At 38.9% G+C, this 20,227-nt stretch carries 15 protein-coding genes; all 15 read left to right on the forward strand.

Annotated features, from left to right (window positions below; genetic code table 11):
* A partial coding sequence (locus tag NXS10_RS07960; RefSeq protein WP_259139305.1) for an LPXTG cell wall anchor domain-containing protein occupies positions 1-216 on the forward strand: 216 nt, incomplete at its 5' end.
* A 242-nt stretch (positions 217-458) separates the two neighbouring features.
* Positions 459-719 carry a DNA repair protein gene (locus tag NXS10_RS07965; RefSeq protein ID WP_259139306.1) on the forward strand — a complete coding sequence of 87 codons (261 nt, stop codon included), beginning with the start codon at positions 459-461 and terminating at the stop codon, positions 717-719.
* Positions 709-1,296, forward strand: coding sequence for a signal peptidase I (gene lepB / locus NXS10_RS07970; protein ID WP_259139307.1), 588 nt, complete (start codon positions 709-711; stop codon positions 1,294-1,296). Before NXS10_RS07965 ends, lepB begins: the two co-directional genes overlap by 11 nt.
* A 37-nt stretch (positions 1,297-1,333) precedes the next feature.
* On the forward strand, positions 1,334-6,457 hold the full coding sequence (locus NXS10_RS07975) for an InlB B-repeat-containing protein (protein WP_259139308.1): 5,124 nt from the start codon (positions 1,334-1,336) through the stop codon (positions 6,455-6,457).
* A gap of 83 nt (positions 6,458-6,540) precedes the next feature.
* Positions 6,541-7,983, forward strand: coding sequence for a SpaH/EbpB family LPXTG-anchored major pilin (locus tag NXS10_RS07980; protein WP_259139309.1), 1,443 nt, complete (start codon positions 6,541-6,543; stop codon positions 7,981-7,983).
* 126 nt (positions 7,984-8,109) lie between these two features.
* Positions 8,110-9,009, forward strand: a complete 900-nt coding sequence (locus NXS10_RS07985) for a class C sortase (RefSeq protein WP_259139311.1) — start codon at positions 8,110-8,112, stop codon at positions 9,007-9,009.
* A 146-nt stretch (positions 9,010-9,155) separates the two neighbouring features.
* Positions 9,156-9,941, forward strand: a complete 786-nt coding sequence (gene codY / locus NXS10_RS07990) for a GTP-sensing pleiotropic transcriptional regulator CodY (RefSeq protein ID WP_259139312.1) — start codon at positions 9,156-9,158, stop codon at positions 9,939-9,941.
* On the forward strand, positions 9,941-10,489 hold the full coding sequence (locus NXS10_RS07995; protein WP_259139313.1) for a cysteine hydrolase family protein: 549 nt from the start codon (positions 9,941-9,943) through the stop codon (positions 10,487-10,489). The genes codY and NXS10_RS07995 overlap by 1 nt, the downstream gene beginning before the upstream one ends.
* 174 nt (positions 10,490-10,663) lie before the next feature.
* Positions 10,664-10,966 (forward strand): Asp-tRNA(Asn)/Glu-tRNA(Gln) amidotransferase subunit GatC, encoded by a 303-nt coding sequence (gatC, locus tag NXS10_RS08000; protein ID WP_259139314.1) that lies wholly within the window; start codon positions 10,664-10,666, stop codon positions 10,964-10,966.
* Entirely contained in the window at positions 10,966-12,432 is a 1,467-nt protein-coding gene (gene gatA, locus NXS10_RS08005) for an Asp-tRNA(Asn)/Glu-tRNA(Gln) amidotransferase subunit GatA (protein ID WP_259139315.1), read from the forward strand. The genes gatC and gatA overlap by 1 nt, the downstream gene beginning before the upstream one ends.
* Entirely contained in the window at positions 12,432-13,874 is a 1,443-nt protein-coding gene (gene gatB / locus NXS10_RS08010) for an Asp-tRNA(Asn)/Glu-tRNA(Gln) amidotransferase subunit GatB (protein ID WP_259139316.1), read from the forward strand. The genes gatA and gatB overlap by 1 nt, the downstream gene beginning before the upstream one ends.
* Positions 13,875-14,188: 314 nt before the next feature.
* Positions 14,189-14,635: a 50S ribosomal protein L13 gene (rplM, locus tag NXS10_RS08015; RefSeq protein ID WP_259139317.1), complete on the forward strand. Its 447-nt coding sequence runs from the start codon at positions 14,189-14,191 to the stop codon at positions 14,633-14,635.
* Between the two features lie 19 nt (positions 14,636-14,654).
* Positions 14,655-15,047, forward strand: coding sequence for a 30S ribosomal protein S9 (gene rpsI / locus NXS10_RS08020; protein ID WP_259139318.1), 393 nt, complete (start codon positions 14,655-14,657; stop codon positions 15,045-15,047).
* A 603-nt stretch (positions 15,048-15,650) separates the two neighbouring features.
* Complete coding sequence (locus NXS10_RS08025; RefSeq protein ID WP_259139319.1) at positions 15,651-17,570, forward strand: site-specific DNA-methyltransferase; 1,920 nt, start codon at positions 15,651-15,653, stop codon at positions 17,568-17,570.
* The gene (locus NXS10_RS08030; protein ID WP_259139339.1) at positions 17,570-20,104 is read left to right on the forward strand and encodes a DEAD/DEAH box helicase; all 2,535 of its coding nucleotides are present in this window, start codon (positions 17,570-17,572) and stop codon (positions 20,102-20,104) included. Before NXS10_RS08025 ends, NXS10_RS08030 begins: the two co-directional genes overlap by 1 nt.
* The last annotated feature ends 123 nt before the right edge of the window (positions 20,105-20,227 follow it).

Raw genomic sequence — 20,227 nt, forward strand, 5'->3', positions numbered from 1 at the left:
GACGATAAACCAGAAACGAAGCAAACTCACAGTGACGAGATTCCGAAAAAAGAAGTCACAACAGCACCACGTTCTCAAACTCCTAAGACAGTAGCAAAACAAGCGGTATTGCCATCTACAGGGGAAGAACACGATTCTGAAGTGGCAACTATCAGCGGTCTAGCACTTTTACTCAGTGCAATTGGACTAGCAGGTAAACGTCGTCGCAACGATTAGGAGTACGCACGCTAGGTGTACGGCTTAAATAGCTTGAAAAATAAAAAGAGAAGATTTTCTAATCTTCTCTTTTTTTGATGTATAGAGTAAAGAATAAGGTATGTAACATAAACATCACATACTTATATTAAAAAGCTATTGACAAATATTTTAAAACTTGGTAATATTTAGGGCAGTTGTTTTCTTAAAGAAAGTTTAAAATGATATGCCTAGGCTATCTATGAATGTAGGAATAAGTGTTTATGGATGAGAAAGAATTAAAACATCTAAAAAAAAGAGAATTGTACGAAGTTTTATTAGCTCAAAGTCGAGAGATTGATAGACTAAGACAAGAGCTATCTGATATTCGTAGTCAGTTAGAGGATAAAAAGGTGGTCATTAAGGAGGCTGGGTCTTTAGCAGAAGCCTCTTTACGTCTGACCGCTGTTTTTGAAGAAGCGCAAAAGGCGGCTACGATTTACTTGGATAATCTTAGAGAGCAGGTAGGACAAAATGAGAAATAAGCAACACCTGTCCTCTCTTCCAGAAACATCAGTTATTGAGAATGTTTATAAAGATCTCTATTATCGCAAAAGATTTCTAGATGCTGTGAGAAGCACGGTTTTTATGTTAATTGTCGTTGCAGCGTTCTCAGTACTGGTTTCGATGCTATTTTTACCTATTTTGCGTATCTATGGAAAATCCATGAAAGGCACTCTAAATAGTGGAGAGGTTGTAATGGCTGTAAAAACCAACAAGCTCCACATAGGAGATGTCGTTGCTTTTTATTATAATAACAACATTTTAGTCAAGCGTGTTATTGCGACATCTGGTGATTGGGTTGATATTGATCATGATGGGAACGTCTATGTAAATGAAAAAAAAATCAAGGAAGCCCCTCACGTTAAGAAAGCGTATGGAAAAACCAATATCAAGTTACCCTATCAAGTTCCTGAAGACCGTATTTTTGTAATGGGAGATAATCGAAAGGTATCTATCGACTCACGTAATAAATCGGTGGGGACAGTAGCAACCGATCAGATTGTTGGTCGATTGTCACTTAAGGTTTGGCCTCTATCAAAAATAGGAACTGTACAATAATGGAAAGAAGTAAAAGATATTTAGGAGATTATTCTTTATGAAAAAGTTTCATAAATTCCGATGGCGATTGAACAAGACGGCTCGTAAAAAGGTACTTGGTCTAATGGGAGTAGCAGTTGCCCTGTTTGTTTTGTATAGTCTTGTTTTACCAGCTTTGACACTGGATAGCCAAACGGCTAATCAGACATCAGGAGTTCATGTGGAATCACAAACGAGTGCATCCACTAGTGCATCAGATTCATCTAATATACCAACTAGCACAAACCTTGCTCCAGAGGACAATTCTCTCGCGCAAACGGATACTGAAAAAGGAGAGACAAAGGAAGAAGAAAAACTTCTAACTGCCCCCACTACTCTAAAAGCTGAGGAAAATGGGCTTTTAGTAACGGCTCAAGTCACAGCAGAGGATAAGCTTCCTGAAGGAGTCAGCCTTAAGGTAAAAGAAATCAAAGAGGATACCGAAGATTATCAGCAATCTGTCAAAAAAGCACAGGAAAAACTATCACTAAAAAATGCACCTAGTGTTCATGTTTATGATATTTCTTTCATCAAGGATAACCAAGAGCTTGAGCCAGAGTCAAAGGTTTCTGTGACCATCACACCTAAAGATGCTCTTGAGACGAGTAAAGATGATTTGAAAGTTTTACATGTCAAAGATGATGGAGAAGTGGAGCTTGTCAACTCAGAAAACACTGGAGATGAACATAAGACTACAGAGGTTAAGTTTGAAAGTGATAGCTTTTCAAATTTTCTCCTAGTAGACCCAAGCGAACCAAAGACAGATTCTACCCCCGTTACAGGTGAAGATAGGGATGCTTCAGGGAACGAAGAGAACCAAGACAACAACTCTAGCTCTAATGATAATCCAGAGGCTAATACTTTCAAAGTTCGCTTTATCAGTGATGACAAAGAAGTCACCCAAACTGCTGTCATTGCAAATACACGGATTGAAATGCTTCCTGAAAATCCTTTTAAGGCAGGCTATCGCTTTGACCATTGGGAAGATGTTCGCACCCATGATACAGTGACAGCTGACACGATAGTCACAGAGGATATGACCGTTCAAGCCGTGTATACTAAAGTTAGTATTTACACGGTTACGGTGAACTATTATTACTACAATAACAGCTCTAAAAAAGATGTGACTTTTTATACCCACATCTTCCAGCTTGAAGATAGAGATACTCCTTATCAGATTACCCCTCCAGCCTCTACTAAGGTACTTAAGCGAGAGGACTCAACTCTAGCTTCTGATGCCACTTACTATCCTAAAAATCCCCTGATTGATATTAAAAAGGGTGATTTGGAAAGCAAGGACGCAGCGGATGGTAAAATCGATGGTAATGTGACCATGACATTACAGTATGTCCCTTACAGTGCTGAGTATACCGTCCACTATATGCTAAAAGATCTGACAGGAAATGGTTATTCAGAAATTCAAAAAGTCACTGCACGAGGCGTTATTGACTCAACGGTAAGTCCGCAAATTTTATCCTATGATTATGCGACCTTTGAGAAGACAAAAGCTGTCGAGTTGACCAAGGCTAAAGGACAAGACCTCTATGTCTACTACACACGAAACAGGTTCAATCTTTATTATGACACGAGAGGTGCTAGAGACTATATCGCTCCAGATTCAGCTCTCTATGGTTCTCCTCTGTCTATAACACAGACCAAGCCTGTACGAAGAGGCTACACTTTTGTAGGTTGGCATGAAAAAGAAGATTTATCAGATCCAGCAAAGACTATTGGAATGATCGTCTTAGACAAGAATAAGACTCTCTACGCTGAGTGGAAAGCTGACGATGTTGATTATCGTATCAACTACTACAAAGAAGTTTATGATAATGGGACAAATACGACTCACTATGTCTATGATAGTACTGTAGTTAAAAAAGCGAAGACTGGTACTACTCTACATGCCAAAGATGCACCAGATTTGGCTTCTGTCCCTGATGGATATGAGCGTGAAAGTGCCCCAAATGGTCCAAACGCTACATCTAGTGTGACAGTCGATGCGAAAGGAACTTCTATCCTCAAAGTCTACTATAGTTTAGTTCACTATACGATTCGGTTTGACCTTGATCATAGCGATGCACTGTCTGGTTATGGTAAAGGTCAAGGTGAGATGACAGTTGGTGATAAGACCTACACCTATACTGAAGCACCTTATCAGATCACTGATGTCGTCTTAGGGCAAAACATTCATGCCAACTGGCCTAAAGTAAATAATATCCGATATATTATAGTAGGATCTGACAAGACTCAGAAAGCATTTGCTGGATGGGATCCAAATGGTCTTGTCGCCAACCCTACAAATGATAAGAAACCAGTTGATGAGAGAGCTAAGTTAAAGATAAAGAGCAGAGAGGTTACAACGGACATTATCAAATACGCTGATAGTAACCATGTCGTTACCTACAAGGCTTACTGGCAACCACAATTGGTGAGTAAAACAACCGAAAGATATCTACAGTCGGCTGACAACCCTAATCTGTATGAAAAGAGTGACGAGTACAGCGGTGTCTATAATTCTCGGGCAGGAAGTAAAATCTATGGTGGAGCTGTCAACGGTTTTATACTAAGATCAGATGTTCCAGCTGGCTATCCACCAGCAGAGGAGAAAGATAGTAACGGTGTAACCACTACGTATCGTTTTTACTACACACGAAACAACTATAGTATTGACTACTATATCGGTTCACGTAAGCTGAAAACCTTGTCTAATATCCCATTTGATGCAAATATCAATACAGAGACTTACAATGCGATGCCTGAGCGACCAAAGAGTGGTGCAACCACTGACTACTCAGACTATACTTGGGGTGGATGGTATACAGATGCTGAGTTCAACACACCTTATACCTTTGACAAGATGCCCTCGCACAACCTTGTGCTCTATGCGAGATGGGTGCCACCAACCTTCAAAGTGACTTTTGACCTTAATGGTGGTGAGGGGCAAGCACCACCGACTCAAGAAGTGTCTAAATATCAAACAGCAGAAGAGGTTGATAATCCCACCCGCTCCTCATATATCTTTGATGGTTGGTACACTGCCCCAGAAGGCGGAGACCTTTATGACTGGGATATGCCGATTACTCAGGATACCACCCTCTATGCCCACTGGAGGTTAAAACCTCTGACCTATAAAGTGCGCTACCTCGATGCTGATAACGATAATCCCCTTGCTGCTGAAAAAGTAGTGACCAGCCCAGCCTTTTCTTATCATCAAGAGATAGAGGAAAAACCTCTTGCTATTACAGGGTATCTTCCAAAGGACAGTCATCAAACGGTGACTTTAGACTATGATACCAATCAAAATGTCATCACCTTCTACTATACGAAAAAAGCAGCAAAGATTAAGTATACAGTCCGATACCTCCTTAAGGATGACCCAACTAAGCAAGTAGCTCCACCAGTTGAGAGAACGGTAGATGGTAATACCATCGTTGCAAAAGAAAGTGCAGCAGCCGTTGATAAGAGCTACTTGGCTGGGCAATTAGGCCAAAGCGCTGATAATATGGAAGACTACTATCCATTGACAGACGCTGAAAGTATCGTTCTGACATCTAATCAAACCAATAACGATATCATCTTTTACTATGTGGCTTATGATACTGCTCATCTAACGATTAATTACTTGGATATGGATGGCAAGCCCCTCCAAGGTGTGTCTCCTGATACAGTGATGCTTAGAAAACCTAGTCAATATCATGTAGATCATAAAGCCATTACAGGTTATACCTATGCCAAATCAGAAGATAGCAAGGGCGATAAAAATAAAGAGATTTATAAGATTGCTAAGGGAGATAAGATCACGATCAATCTCTACTATCAAAAGAACATCACCCTTACTGCTGCGACAAAGAATAAAGACTACGATGCAAAACCATTGACTTTACACAATAACGACTTGAATGACCTAGCAACTGGGTATGAGCAGTCTCTAGAGACTGGAGACCGCCTCACTGCTATCAGTTATAGCGGTAGTCAGACAGATGCTGGCTCAAGCAAGGTCTTACCAAGTGAAGCTAAAATTGTTGATGCCACAGGAAAATCACGCAATTATTATTACGCTATCAAGTATGGAGCAGGTGCATTGACGGTGAATAAACGGCATTTTACGATGATTGTCACTGGTGATCGTCTGGAGACGACCTATGATGGGACTGAAAAGGTCATCTCAGGGCGCATGACAACTGTCGGAGATGATGACCTGTACAAGAAAACGGACATGACCTACTCTGGTCCTCGCTATGTCCGAGAAAAAGATGCAGGCACCTATCCTCTTAACCTGACAGGGAAATTTGAAAACATTAATAATAACTTTGATGTCGTATGGCAGTGTCATGATGGAGAGTTAGTGATTAAGCGTCGTCCAGTATCTCTCACCTCTGCTAGTGCTGAGAGAGGATTTGATGGGACGGCGTTGACAGCTAGAACAGTTACTGCAAGCACACCGACTGCTACGACAGGTTTTGTCCTAGACGAGGGAGTGACTTACAATGTGACGGGTTCACAGACTAGAGCAGGTTCTACGCCCAATAGCTTCACCTACGCCCCTAAATTAAATACCAAGCTAACCAATTATGATATCAGTACTACTACAGGACGTCTTCGTGTAACGCCACGGGTCAATCTACAAAAGACCAAGGCGGATTGGACAGCCTTAGCAGGTGGGAAGTTCCAGATTAGTCGTTTGGAAAATGGTGTCTGGACAGCGGTCGATGGCATGAGTGATTTAACCATCACTTCAACCAACGGCATCACGCTTCCAGATGGCTTGAAAGCAGGTCGCTATCGATTGACTGAAACGCAAGCGCCAGATGGTTATGTGATACTAGATAAGTCTATCTACCTAACTGTTGTGGAGCATCCAGATGTCAATAACCGCACCTACTTTACTTCACACTTTACTGATGAGTCGGGAACCTCTACTCAACCTAGAGAGGCGAGGTTCGTTCGTGGATCTGGTAATTATAATGACCGCATCCAGATTGTTAATATCCCAGGAAGAGCACTTCCACATACAGGAGGTATTGGAACGACTCTCTACATCGTTATTGGTGGAGCATTGGTAGCTTTGTCTACAGTCTTGCAGCTGTACTATTGGTATCACAAACACCGTGAAAGGAGTGATGACACTTCGCAAACATTCTAACTTTATTTATCTGTCGTCAGCTATTTAGCTATCAACTTCTATGCTTGTAAGAGCATATGTTTAGGAAAAAGGAAAAAGAGTTTATGAAGATTTTAAAACACATTTTAGCCACCATTTTAACCACCTTTATCGTGGTTTTTGTAGGTGGAACAGCTCATGCTCAAAGTGTTGATTCTCAACAAAGTGGAGCAGCTACGATTACGATTAACAACGCCTCTCAAGGGCAAACTTATACAGTATACAAACTGTTTGATGCAACTGTGGATGGTAAGGGAGCTATCTCTTATCGTCTTCCAAGTGGAAAAACTGACCTTGGTAATGGTACAACTTGGTTTGACCTAGATGCTAAAGGAAATATCACTGCAAAAGAGGGTGCAGATGTTTCAACAGATGACTTTAAAACTTGGGCTGCTGGCTATGGTACACAAGTAGCTATAGCAAAAGCTACTGATAACACACTTGTCTTTACAGGATTAGCTTATGGTTTCTACTATATCAAATCTTCTCTTGGTGCTACTATCACTGTAGATAGTACCAATCCAAACGCTACTATCCGTGATAAAAATACTACAGGTCCTAGCATCCCTGATAAAAATGAAGGTGGCGGAAAACACATCTTGGTGAATGGTTCGACTGTAGATGAAACAACAGCTAAAGTCGGTGATACCGTTAAGTATCAAATCAAGTTTGTCGCAACTAACTTCCTCACAACAGAGACTGACTCAAAACGTATTACCAACTATACAGTTGTCGATACACCAACAAACTTGAGCATTGATCAAGATTCTGTAGAGGTTAAGGTCGGCAATCAAACGATTACAGGTGCTAATGTCGCAACTACTTTTGATGACACTGGTAAAATGACAATCAAACTGAACTGGCAAAATGGTACTCAAACGATTTATGACTCTCCATCAGACGTTGTTATCACTTATAGTGCAACTGTAAAAAAAGGTGCTGCTGATGCAGACGCTACCAACTCAGCTACAATAACTTACGATCTTGAAGATGGAACAACTGATAAACCTATCAAAGAAGATCCACAAAATCCAAATCAACCAGAACCTGAACAAACAACTGTTAAAACGCATAGATTTACATTGAAAAAGGTGAACTCTGAAGGGACTACCTTGTCAGGCGCACACTTCAAACTCTACGATGCAGCAAACAACGGAAAAGAAATCCATGTTATCAAAGAGGGTGACCATTATCGTGTTGCAGAAGACAATGAACAATACGAGGAAATTGAAGCAGGTGAAGTTACCATCAAGGGTCTTAAAGGTGATGATACCACTTACTATCTTGACGAAGTTAAAGCTCCAGATGGATACAATATCTTGGATGACCGTCAAGCAGTAACCGTAAAATCTGATGACAGTGCAAGTATCGACGTTGTCAATGAAAAAGGTGCTAAATTGCCTTCAACCGGTTCATTTGGTACTAAGATGCTCTACTTACTTGGTTCTCTATTTGTTGTCGGTGCATTGATTGTTATGGTATCAAAACGCCGTACTAACAACATGTAAGTTCAATAAAAGGTTATCTTCGAAAAATAGTGTTCTGATTATTTTCGAAGATTTTCTTTTTAAGGCTAGTTGTCCTATAGAACTAGCCTTAAAAAGAAAAATGTTTTGATGAGAGAGGAAGATTTCATGGATTGGTTAAGGCAAAGAGTCACAAAACTCGCTTTGCCACTTATTTTTATCATTGGCTTAGGACTTCTAACCTATCCTTCCATTAGCGATTATTGGAATTCTTTTCACCAGTCGCAGGCTATCATGTCCTATGCTAAAAGTGTGGCAAAAATGTCATCAAAAGAATATGATAAAATCTTAGATAGCGCTAGGCAATATAATGCTCAGCACAGCATAAACTGGAATTTTTCCAGTTCTGATAGGGCTGCCTATGAAAAAGAACTCAACTTTAACCACGATGGCTCTATGGGTTATATTGTCATTTCTAAAATCAATGTCAAGTTGACGATTTTTCACGGTACGGACGAATCCGTTCTTCAAACCTCAATTGGTCACTTAGAGGGGACGTCCTTACCAATTGGTGGTAAGGGAACGCATTGTGTCCTTTCTGGGCATAGAGGTCTTCCTTCAGCTAGGCTCTTCTCAGACCTTGATAAATTAAGAGAGGGGGATACTTTCACCCTCCACGTCCTCAATGAAACGATGACCTATGAAGTGGATCAAATTCGTGTGGTAGACCCCACAGACCTCTCAAGTCTTACGATAGATCCTGAACAGGACTATGTTACTCTTGTCACCTGTACACCTTATGGAATCAATACCCATCGCCTCCTTGTGCGTGGGCACCGCGTGGCCAATGCTGACGGTGATGCAAATGTTATCTCTGAAGCTTTCCAAATTCGACCTATTTACATTGCACCTTTTATTGCTGTACCTATCTGTCTTATTTTGATTGGATATGTTTTGATTGTCACAAGTCAGTCTTATCAAGATAAACATTACAATATAGCAAAACGCTACTTGAGTGAGAAAGGCTTACTCTCACCCTCTATCAAGGAGTCAAAGGTTACAAAATAGTCTTTTGGTAAAAATGATTTTGAAAGAAATGGCAGTATTTTAGAAAGTTCGAAAATACAACAATTTTCTGATAATTATTTGCGATTTATGCTTTCTTTTGGTATAATCACGGTGACGATAATATAATCAAAAGGAATGAATAGATAATGGCACATTTACTACAAAAAACACGAAAAATTACCTCTATTTTGCAAAGCTCTGTAGAGAGTTTGGGGGACAACTTACCTTACAATACTATTGCGACACAGTTATCGGATATTATTGACTGTAACGCTTGTATAATGAATGCTGATGGTAGCCTCTTAGGCTATGCTATGAAATATAAGGTCAACAACGACCGTGTTGAAGATTTCTTTGAGGCAAAGCAATTTCCAGACTACTATGTTAAGGCAGCTAGCCGAGTCTACGATACAGAGGAGAACTTACCGATTGATAGTGACTTGTCTGTCTTCCCAGTGGAGTCAAAAGACCTCTATCCTGATGGTTTGACGACCATTTCTCCGATTTACGGTGGTGGTATGCGTCTTGGTTCTCTCATCATTTGGCGTAATGACAAAGCCTTTAGCGATGATGATTTAATTTTGGCAGAGCTTGCAAGTACTGTCGTTGGAATTCAATTGCTTAATTTACAAACAGAAACCCTTGAGGAGACTGTTCGCCAGCAGACAGCAGTCAAAATAGCGATGAATACTCTTTCTTACTCTGAGATGAAGGCTGTTGCAGCTATTTTAGCTGAGCTGGATGGGCGTGAAGGCCGTTTGACAGCGTCTGTCATTGCAGATCGTATCGGGATCACCCGTTCTGTGATTGTTAATGCCCTGCGTAAGCTTGAGAGTGCTGGTATCATCGAGTCACGATCTTTAGGAATGAAAGGAACTTACCTCAAAGTGATTAACGAAGGGATTTACGACAAGATTAAGGATTATCAATAATGACCAAAGCACTGATTTCGATTGACTACACCTATGATTTTGTAGCCGATGATGGTAAGCTCACAGCAGGAAAACCTGCTCAAGCAATTGAGTCTGCCTTGGTGGATACGACTAGGAAAGCTTACGAGGCTGGGGATTACATCTTTTTTGCTATTGATGCACATGATGAGAAGGATTCTTTTCATCCAGAAAGTAAGCTCTTTCCTCCTCATAATATCAGGGGGACGAGAGGACGTCATCTCTACGGTGAGTTAGCTTCTTTTTACGACGCTATCAAGGATGACAGTCGTGTCTTTTGGATAGATAAGCGCCATTACTCAGCGTTTTCAGGGACTGACCTTGACATCCGATTGCGTGAGAGAAAGGTGGATACTGTCGTTTTGACAGGCGTGCTGTCTGATATTTGTGTCTTGCACACGGCTATTTACGCTTATAATCTAGGATATGAGATTGAAATTGTTAAAAGCGCTATTGCTGCTCTAACAGACGAGGCGCATCAGTTTGCCCTCAATCATTTTCGACATGTCCTTGGCGCAAAGATTATATAAAAGAGTGGGACAAAAATAGGTGATTTCGTAAAAATGTGATTTTCCTCGCCTGTGCATGAGAAGCTAGAATGTTTTATTTTAGCTTCTTTTTTTACCTAGTGTGATTCAAGAGAGATTTTCACAATAAGCTAAAATATGATAAAATAAAAGAGACTAACATAGAGGAGAACAAACATGAAAATCTCAGAAGCAGAAGTACGTCATGTTGCCAATCTGTCTAAGTTGTCTTTTTCAGAGGAAGAGACAAAGGAGTTTGCAACGACTCTCTCAAAGATTGTAGACATGGTGGAGCTTTTAAATGAAGTTGATACTGAAGGTGTGCCAGTGACCACGACTATGGCAGATCAAAAGACTATTATGCGTGCGGACATTGCACAAAAGGGAGCAAATCGTAATCAGCTCTTTAAAAATGTCCCTGAACAGGAAAACTACTATATCAAAGTACCAGCCATTTTAGAGGACGGAGGTGATGCGTGATGAGTTTGTCGCACAAGTCAATTGATGAATTACATAAGCTTTTGGTTGATAAAGACATCTCGGTGGTGGAGTTAACCAGAGACACGCTTGAGAATATCGCAGCACGTGAGGATAAAGTGGACTCTTTTATCACGATTGCAGAGGATACTGCGCTTAGGCAAGCACAAACACTTGATGAGCGTGGGGTTGATGTGTCAAATCCTTTGAGCGGTATTCCTCTTGCGGTTAAAGATAATATTTCAACAAAAGGTATTCTCACCACAGCAGCGTCCAAAATGCTTTACAACTATGAACCAATTTTTGATGCGACAGCAGTTGAAAAGGTGTATAGCAAGGATATGATTGTCATCGGAAAGACCAATATGGATGAGTTTGCTATGGGTGGATCTACTGAGACATCTTATTTCAAAAAAACCAAGAATGCTTGGGATTACAGCAAGGTACCTGGTGGTTCATCTGGCGGTTCAGCGACGGCGGTCGCCTCAGGTCAGGTACGCCTATCTCTTGGTTCTGACACGGGTGGTTCTATTCGTCAGCCAGCCTCCTTTAATGGTGTTGTTGGCTTAAAGCCAACTTACGGTCGTGTCTCTCGCTTTGGTCTTATCGCTTTTGGATCATCACTCGACCAGATTGGACCTCTCTCACAAACGGTTAAGGAAAATGCGCAACTGCTCACTGCTATCTCTGGGCATGATATCAAGGACTCAACATCAGCTAACTGTGACTTTGAAGACTTCACAGCTAAGATTGGTCAAGACATCAAGGGTATGAAGATTGCCTTGCCAAAAGAATATCTGGGAGAAGGTATCGATCCAGAAGTTAAAGCAACAATTCTTGAGGCAGCTAAACATTTTGAAAGCTTGGGTGTTATCATTGAGGAAGTATCTCTGCCTCACTCTAAGTACGGTGTCGCCGTTTACTATATTATCGCTTCTTCTGAAGCTTCTTCAAACTTGCAACGTTTTGATGGGATTCGTTACGGTTATCGTACGGATAATTATCAAAATCTCGAGGATATCTATGTTAATACGCGTTCAGAAGGCTTTGGTGATGAAGTGAAGCGTCGCATTATGCTAGGGACTTTCAGCCTGTCATCTGGTTATTATGATGCTTACTTCAAAAAAGCAGGGCAAGTGCGTACGCTCATCATCCAAGATTTTGAGAAAGTCTTTGCAGATTACGACTTGATTTTAGGACCAACAGCGCCGAGTGTAGCTTATGATCTTGACTCGCTCAATCATGATCCAGTGGCTATGTACTTGGCAGATATTTTGACTATTCCTGTCAATCTAGCTGGGCTTCCTGGCATTTCTATCCCAGCAGGCTTTGTGGAAGGCTTGCCAGTTGGTTTACAATTGATTGGTCCAAAATATTCAGAAAGCACGATTTACCAAGTAGCTAGCGCTTTTGAAGCAACAACGGATTATCACAAGCGGCAACCGATTATTTTTGGAGGTGAGAAGTAATGAATTTTGAAACGATTATTGGACTGGAAGTCCATGTGGAATTAAATACAGCATCAAAAATTTTTTCACCTTCTTCAACTCACTTTGGAGAAAACCCCAATGCTAATACCAATGTCATCGACTGGTCATTTCCTGGGGTGCTTCCTGTGATGAACAAGGGTGTCATCGATTACGGTATCAAAGCAGCGCTAGCGCTTAATATGGATATTCACCAGCACATGCACTTTGACCGCAAGAACTATTTCTACCCAGATAATCCAAAAGCTTATCAAATTTCGCAGTTTGATGAGCCGATTGGCTACAATGGCTGGATTGAGATTGAGCTAGAGGATGGCACGACCAAAAAAATCCGTATTGAGCGAGCTCATTTGGAGGAGGACGCTGGGAAGAATACCCACGGAAAGGATGGATATTCTTATGTTGACCTCAATCGTCAGGGCGTGCCTTTGATTGAGATTGTGTCTGAGGCGGACATGAGAAGCCCTGAGGAAGCCTATGCTTATCTGACAGCCCTCAAGGAGATTATCCAGTACACGGGTATTTCTGATGTCAAGATGGAAGAGGGGTCTATGCGGGTGGATGCTAACATTTCTCTACGCCCTTACGGTCAAAAAAACTTTGGTGTTAAGACGGAACTTAAAAATCTCAATTCCTTTAATAATGTCCGTAAAGGTCTAGCTTACGAGGTAGAGCGTCAAGCGAAAATCTTGCGTAGCGGTGGGCAAATCCGCCAAGAAACACGTCGCTATGATGAGGCAAATAAAGCCACTATCCTCATGCGTGTCAAAGAAGGTGCAGCTGATTACCGCTACTTCCCAGAGCCAGACCTTCCACTTTTTGAGACTTCAAATGAGTGGATTGACGAGGTTCAAAAGACCTTGCCAGAGTTCCCAAAGGAGCGTCGCGCCAAGTACGTGTCTGCTTATGGTCTCAGTGCATATGATGCAGCGCAATTAACAGCGACTAAGGCGACATCTGATTTCTTTGAAAAAGCAGTGGCACTTGGTGGTGATGCCAAGCAAATCTCCAATTGGCTACAAGGTGAGGTTGCCCAATACCTTAATGCACAGACTAAGGCTTTGTCAGACATTGCTCTCACCCCAGATAATTTAGTTGAGATGATTGGTTTGATTGAGGATGGCACGATTTCATCTAAGATTGCTAAGAAAGTTTTTGTTCATTTAGCAAAAAATGGCGGTTCTGCGCGTGATTATGTTGAGTCAGCAGGCTTAATACAGATTTCAGATCCAGCAGTTTTGCTTCCTATCATTCACCAAGTTTTTGAGGATAACGAGGCAGCGGTAGCAGACTTTAAGTCAGGCAAGCGTAACGCCGATAAAGCCTTTACAGGTTTTCTTATGAAAGCTACCAAGGGGCAAGCCAATCCCCAAGTCGCTCTCAAACTCTTAGCCCAAGAACTGGCAAAATTAAAAGAAAACTAATTTCTCAAGCTTAGCAATAAAGAGATCTCAACGTCAAAATACTTCATTGCTTTTTATGAGATTAAAGTTATTAGAAAAAATAGCAGTTAAGAGATCTGTTTAAATCGAAAGGCTGTAGCATATTTTGAGATTTAGCAGATGTTTTTATAAATTTTCCCAAAAATACTCAAAGGACTTGACTTACTGGGGCTATTTTTGATATTATAATAGGCGGTATTGTTTACCCCATTTGTAAGGCCCCGGAACCTTTCAAATACTTCGTGGACAGGAACATCCACCTCTGTAAGCAAAAACGAATTCGTATAGGAGAAATCATGAACAAAACAACATACATGGCTAAGCCAGGTGAAGTTGAACGTAAATGGTACGTTGTTGACGCAACTGATGTACCTCTTGGACGTCTTTCAGCAGTAGTTGCAAGTGTACTTCGTGGTAAAAACAAACCAACTTTTACACCACATACTGATACAGGTGACTTTGTCATCGTTATCAATGCTGAAAAAGTGAAATTGACTGGTAAAAAAGCAACAGATAAAATTTACTACACTCACTCAATGTATCCAGGTGGATTGAAATCCATCACCGCTGGTGAACTTCGTTCTAAAAATGCAGTTCGCTTGATTGAAAAGTCTGTAAAAGGCATGCTCCCACACAATACTCTTGGACGTGCACAAGGCATGAAATTGAAAGTATTTGTTGGTAGCGAACATACACATGCTGCACAACAACCAGAAGTTCTTGATATTTCAGGACTTATCTAAGAGAGAAAGGAGTATATAAATGGCACAAGCTCAATACACAGGTACTGGTCGCCGTAAAAACGCTGTTGCACGCGTTCGCCTTGTCCCAGGAACTGGTAAAATTACTGTTAATAAAAAAGATGTAGAAGAATATATCCCACATGCTGACCTTCGTTTGGTTATTAACCAACCATTTGCAGTAACATCGACTGTTGGTTCATATGATGTTTTTGTAAATGTTATCGGTGGTGGTTATGCGGGTCAATCAGGTGCTATCCGTCACGGTATCGCTCGCGCTCTTCTTCAAGTAGACCCAGACTTCCGTGATTCTTTGAAACGCGCAGGACTTCTTACCCGTGATGCTCGTATGGTAGAACGTAAGAAACCAGGTCTCAAAAAAGCCCGCAAGGCTTCACAATTCTCAAAACGTTAATATCCAGTTATATCAACGTTTCAGAGCACTTTGCGAAGATTTCGCAAGGTGCTTTTTGTTGAAAAAAGCGCTTTGGTAATCTGTTAAGACCTAGTTTTAAGAGCGATTAAGCTAGAATGGCTATTTTGCTTTATTGAGGTAATCTGCAAACTTTTTAATGGATTGTTTTTCCCCTGATTTTGTAGCACGGCTATAAGTATCTAAAGTCATCCAGTTATTTTGATGACATCATATAGTCGTGAAAAATCCTTGTACGGACAATACTCGCTACCGTATGAAATATGGAGATGGTATAAAAAGAAGGAGAGGTCTTTGCGAGCTCAGATAGTGTATACACACTGTCCAAAAATTAAAACATCAGTAAAGGTCAGACTGACGCTTTTTAGCTGATGTTTTGTTTATTTTTGGGAGAATCCCCAACCCCCTGAATTAAGATTAAGTATAAACTTCTATTTATGACCACAATATGGTAAAATAGAACTGTAAATTTTAAATAAAAATCGAGGCTAGCCTCCTTTGTTATATTCATAACAAAGGAGGCTAGCCTCCTTTGTTATATTCATAACAAAGGAATCCTAAAGGTCTCTCTTCATGAGGAAAACTATGGATAATAACAGACAAAAAGAGCTTCTAGAACTTTTGGCTCAAGCACAGGAAGAAGTTTTGAATGGTAATGAAGTTTCAACAGAGTTTGCACGCGTACTTTTTCCACCAGCACGAAAAGAATATGAATTGACCTACTATGGTAAAGAGAGTGAGCAAGCTGTTATTAGTCAAGCTTTTGCAGTTCCTTTGCAAGAAAATCGAAGATTTGGTGATGCTACTGAAAATGATTGGTTAAATAAAATTATTTTTGGTGATAACCTTCAAGTATTAAAAACTCTTGTAGAGATGAAGCATCGAGGCGAATTGAAGAATGCTGACGGTACAGATGGTGTCCGCTTAATTTATATTGACCCACCATTTGCAACCAAGCAAGACTTTTCAAATAAAGATTCTAAGGCTTACTCTGATAAATTGGCTGGTGCTGAGTTTCTAGAGTGGTTGCGGAAACGACTGATTCTTTTGCGTGAAGTTTTATCTGATGATGGTTCTATTTATGTTCACTTAGACTGGCGTAAGTCACACTATATCAAAATACTCATGGATGAAGTGTTTGGAGAAGGCAATTTTAAAAATGAAATTATTTGGCATTATCAGACTTACCAAGGCCAAGTAAAAAAGTATTTTCCAAGAAAGCATGATAATATATTTATTTATGGAAAAACGAAGACGACAACATTTGAATTATTAAAAGATAATAAACCTGAAGGAACAATTGATGCTGAGAGATGGAAAGATTATTATGTTGATGGGTGGAAAATTAAAGGGGATAATTATCCAAAAGATGATTCTAGATTTAATGGGTATTTAGAAAGATTTAAAAAAGAATATGAAAGAGAACCTAAAGATGATGATATTGTGTATATAAACAAGGGAAAAACAATAGATGATGTTTGGGATATAAAAGCTGTTGATCCTAAAAATAAAAACGAAAGAGTTAATTATCCAACACAGAAACCTGAGGAGCTATTGGAAAGAATAATTACGGCATCTTCTAACTATGGTGATCTTGTCCTTGATTGTTTTGCTGGTTCTGGCACGACTGCTGCTGTAGCAGAAAAGTTAAATAGAAGATGGATAACTGTTGATACTGGAAAGTTAGCAATCTACACCATTCAAAAAAGAATATTAGGGATTGAAAACCATAAACCTTTTGCAGTTTATGATGCAGGCCTTTATGATAATGAAAAGTTGAATGCTTTTGATAGCACTCAATGGAAACAGTTTGCCATGGCTTTATATAATGTCCAACCTTCTTATCAGTCAATTAGAGGCTTATCTTTTGACGGGATGAGAGATGGTTCATTGGTTAAAGTATACTCCCCTGATGAGTTAAATGAAATGAGAGCAAAAATATCAGAAGATACTTTAGAACAAATCTATTCTCGTTTAGGTTCCGCTTCCCCTAGTGAAGTATTTATTATTGCTCCACAAGGAAAATTTACTTTTGCGGTAGATGAATATGATAATAATGGAGAATGGAACACTATTTTTAACATTTTACGTGTTCCCTATTCAATGTACCAAAAGTTTACTGAAAATTTCAAAGGTACAATACAAGCAGATGATACTGATTCAGTTAATGTGGTTGTTGATGCGTATGGATTTGATTTCATGAGGAAACCAAATGTTGATTTTGAAATTGCTAGGGAAGAATTGAGAATTAATACATTTGAGTCGTTCTCTAGATTAAAGGGTAAAGAAAATGTGAGTGGATTTGAAGCCTTTTCGATGCTTTTAATTGATTTATCATATGATAGTCATGCTTTCAATGTGGATAAAGTTTATTATCATAAAGATTTCGATGAAAATAAATCTATAATATTTGATGAAAATGATATTGATGGTCAAGCTATGTTTATCTTTGTGGATAAATTTGGGAATGAGTTTATAACAACGAGAGGAGAGATGGCATATTGATGTACAAAGACAGTGATTTAGTCTTAGAAGTTAGTAAAAATGTGAATCCTACTGTATGGGATGAGGGATTTTTTCAAAATTTTTTTGAATTATTATTTGGGAAAAGAAATTATCAGAAGGAAGCGGCAGAAATTGCCTTACGATTCCTCAACTCGGGTGAATACCAAAACATAACTGCATTAGCAAAAGAAAATTTTGAAAAAAATGAGATCATAAGAGCTAGGTGGAATAATGATTTCTCCACCATGCAAAGTGACTTAGACCTATCTGACAAACTTTCAGCAACTTTAGATTTGGCAACAGGAACAGGGAAATCATACGTTATGTTTGCGATAGCTCTGGTCATGCTTGCAGCAAAAAAAGTTTCTCGAGTTCTCATATTAGTGCCAAGTGTAACCATCGAAAACGAGTTGACTCAAAAATTTAAAGATCTTCTAGGAAATCAGCAGCTTCTTAGGACTCTAGGAGATAACTTTGTACCACCTCAAATTTTAAATGGAGATAGTACACTCGTAGAAAATTCTATTGCGATTGAAAACCGAGATGCTATTTATAAAACTCAGTCCTCTAGAAATTCGATAGTTGATAGCTTGAAATGCAATGGTGAAAAAACACTTGTACTGAATGATGAAGTTCATCATGTTTATTATTCTGAATCAAATGAGTGGAAAAATTTTATTGAGGATGAAAGAAACAACGGTATTAATTTTAAATATGTTATTGGAGTAACTGGTACCGCTTATAAAGGAAAAAGTAAAAATGAAAATGATTATTTTTCAAATGTCATATATCGATTTTCTTTACGAGATGCTATAGAGCAAGGATTTGTTAAGGACATAGAATATATTTCTAAAGAAGATATACCAAATGATAGAGATGAACGTTGGCAGGTTATCTTAAATTCGCATAATCATATTGCAGAACAGTTACCCAAAGAGTTGAGTATTAAGCCGATCACTATTATTGTGACATCAAAACAAAATCTTGCTGATAGTAAGGCTAAGGCATTTAAAAATTTTTTGAAGGCACAAAGGAACTTAACTGATTCAGAAGTTGATAATATAGTACTTTCTGTCCATAGTGGACAAAAGGCAGCTGTCGATAGAATAAAGTTATCTAGAGTAAATGATATTGGCAATTCAGTAGAATTTATTTTTAGCGTATCAATGCTAACTGAGGGATGGGATGTTAAACGAGTATTCCAAATTGTTCCAGATGACGAGAGAGCATTTAACTCAAAACTTTTGATTGCTCAAGTTCTCGGTAGAGGTTTACGTGTTCCAGATGGTTGGGATACAGCGAAGTGGGGAACCCCAACAGTAACTGTATTTAACCATGAAAAATGGTCTTCAAATGTGGAGACGCTCGTGAATGAAGTTCTAGAAATACGGCAAAGAATCACCTTAGCAGTTAATGGAGAATCAGATTATAATTTTAGTTTAACTAATGTAAAGTATTCTTCAAAAGCTGATACTAAGGATTATCCTAAAATGGGCACATATAATCTTTGGGAAAATGGAGTTAATTTGCCTACAGATGATAGAATTGGTAAGAGTACTATTACACTCACTGATATTAAGAATAAGTCAGATAGGAAATTTCAAGCAACATTTGAGCATGAGCAAGTGACTGTGCAAGAAATGGCAAATATTTTATATAGTCGTTTTGAGGATTTAGAAGATAGAGAATATGTTAAAGAATATCAAAACCTATGGCCAGTTGCTAAAATACATGATATGGTTGAAAAATCATTGAAAAACAGTGGAAATACCTATATCACAAAAAGTCTTAAGAATAAGTTCTTATCATCTATGAATGTTATTTTCAGAAATGCGTCAAAGGTAGTTACTTACGATACTGAGCCGAAAGAGTATTTCACTGTGTCAACCGCAAAATTACCTAAAAATACTTCGGATTTAAGTGGATTTAAGGCGAGTAAAGTACTTTTTTACAGCTCTGATTTGGAAGGAATACTTTCAACGGATAAAGCTAGTTTAGAAACTTTTAAGGAATTAATAGATTCTTCAAACGGCTATAAATATAAGTTTATTGATAATAAGTATAATTTTAAAACACCTCAATTTGGCGTTGTAACAACCGGTAATCCGGAAAAAGAATTCATAATTAAGCTTACTACTGATGTGGAAGTTATTAAAAATGTTGATTCATTTATAAAATCAGATGATATGAATTTTTATAGTATTGACTATTCTTGGCAAAAAGGAACACATCATAAGAACGGGCAATTCAATCCAGATTGGTTTATTAAACAAGGTGATAGCATCATTGTAGTAGAAGTTAAGGATGATTCACAAATATCGGCTCCTGACGCAGAAAATATTGGAAAAAATAAGGCGGCTATTAAACATTTTGAGCTACTTAATGAGTATTCTGCTAAAAATGATAGCTTGACAAAATATAAATTCACTTTTTTAACACCAAAAGATTATGATATCTTTTTTAAAAAATTAGTTGAAAAAGATATTATGAATTTTAAGAGCCAATTAGATGTTAAGTTGGATGAAATGAAATAAAATTATTGTGAGGGAGCAGATAGTTTTATTTGATACTAGTTTCATTTTATTTTCTTAACTAGATAGGAATATAGATGATTCTCTAATGTGTTATAATGTAAAAAGAATATGACTCAGGAGAAA

The sequence above is a fragment of the Streptococcus sciuri genome, assembly GCF_024814375.1.
GTDB classification, from domain to species: domain Bacteria; phylum Bacillota; class Bacilli; order Lactobacillales; family Streptococcaceae; genus Streptococcus; species Streptococcus sciuri.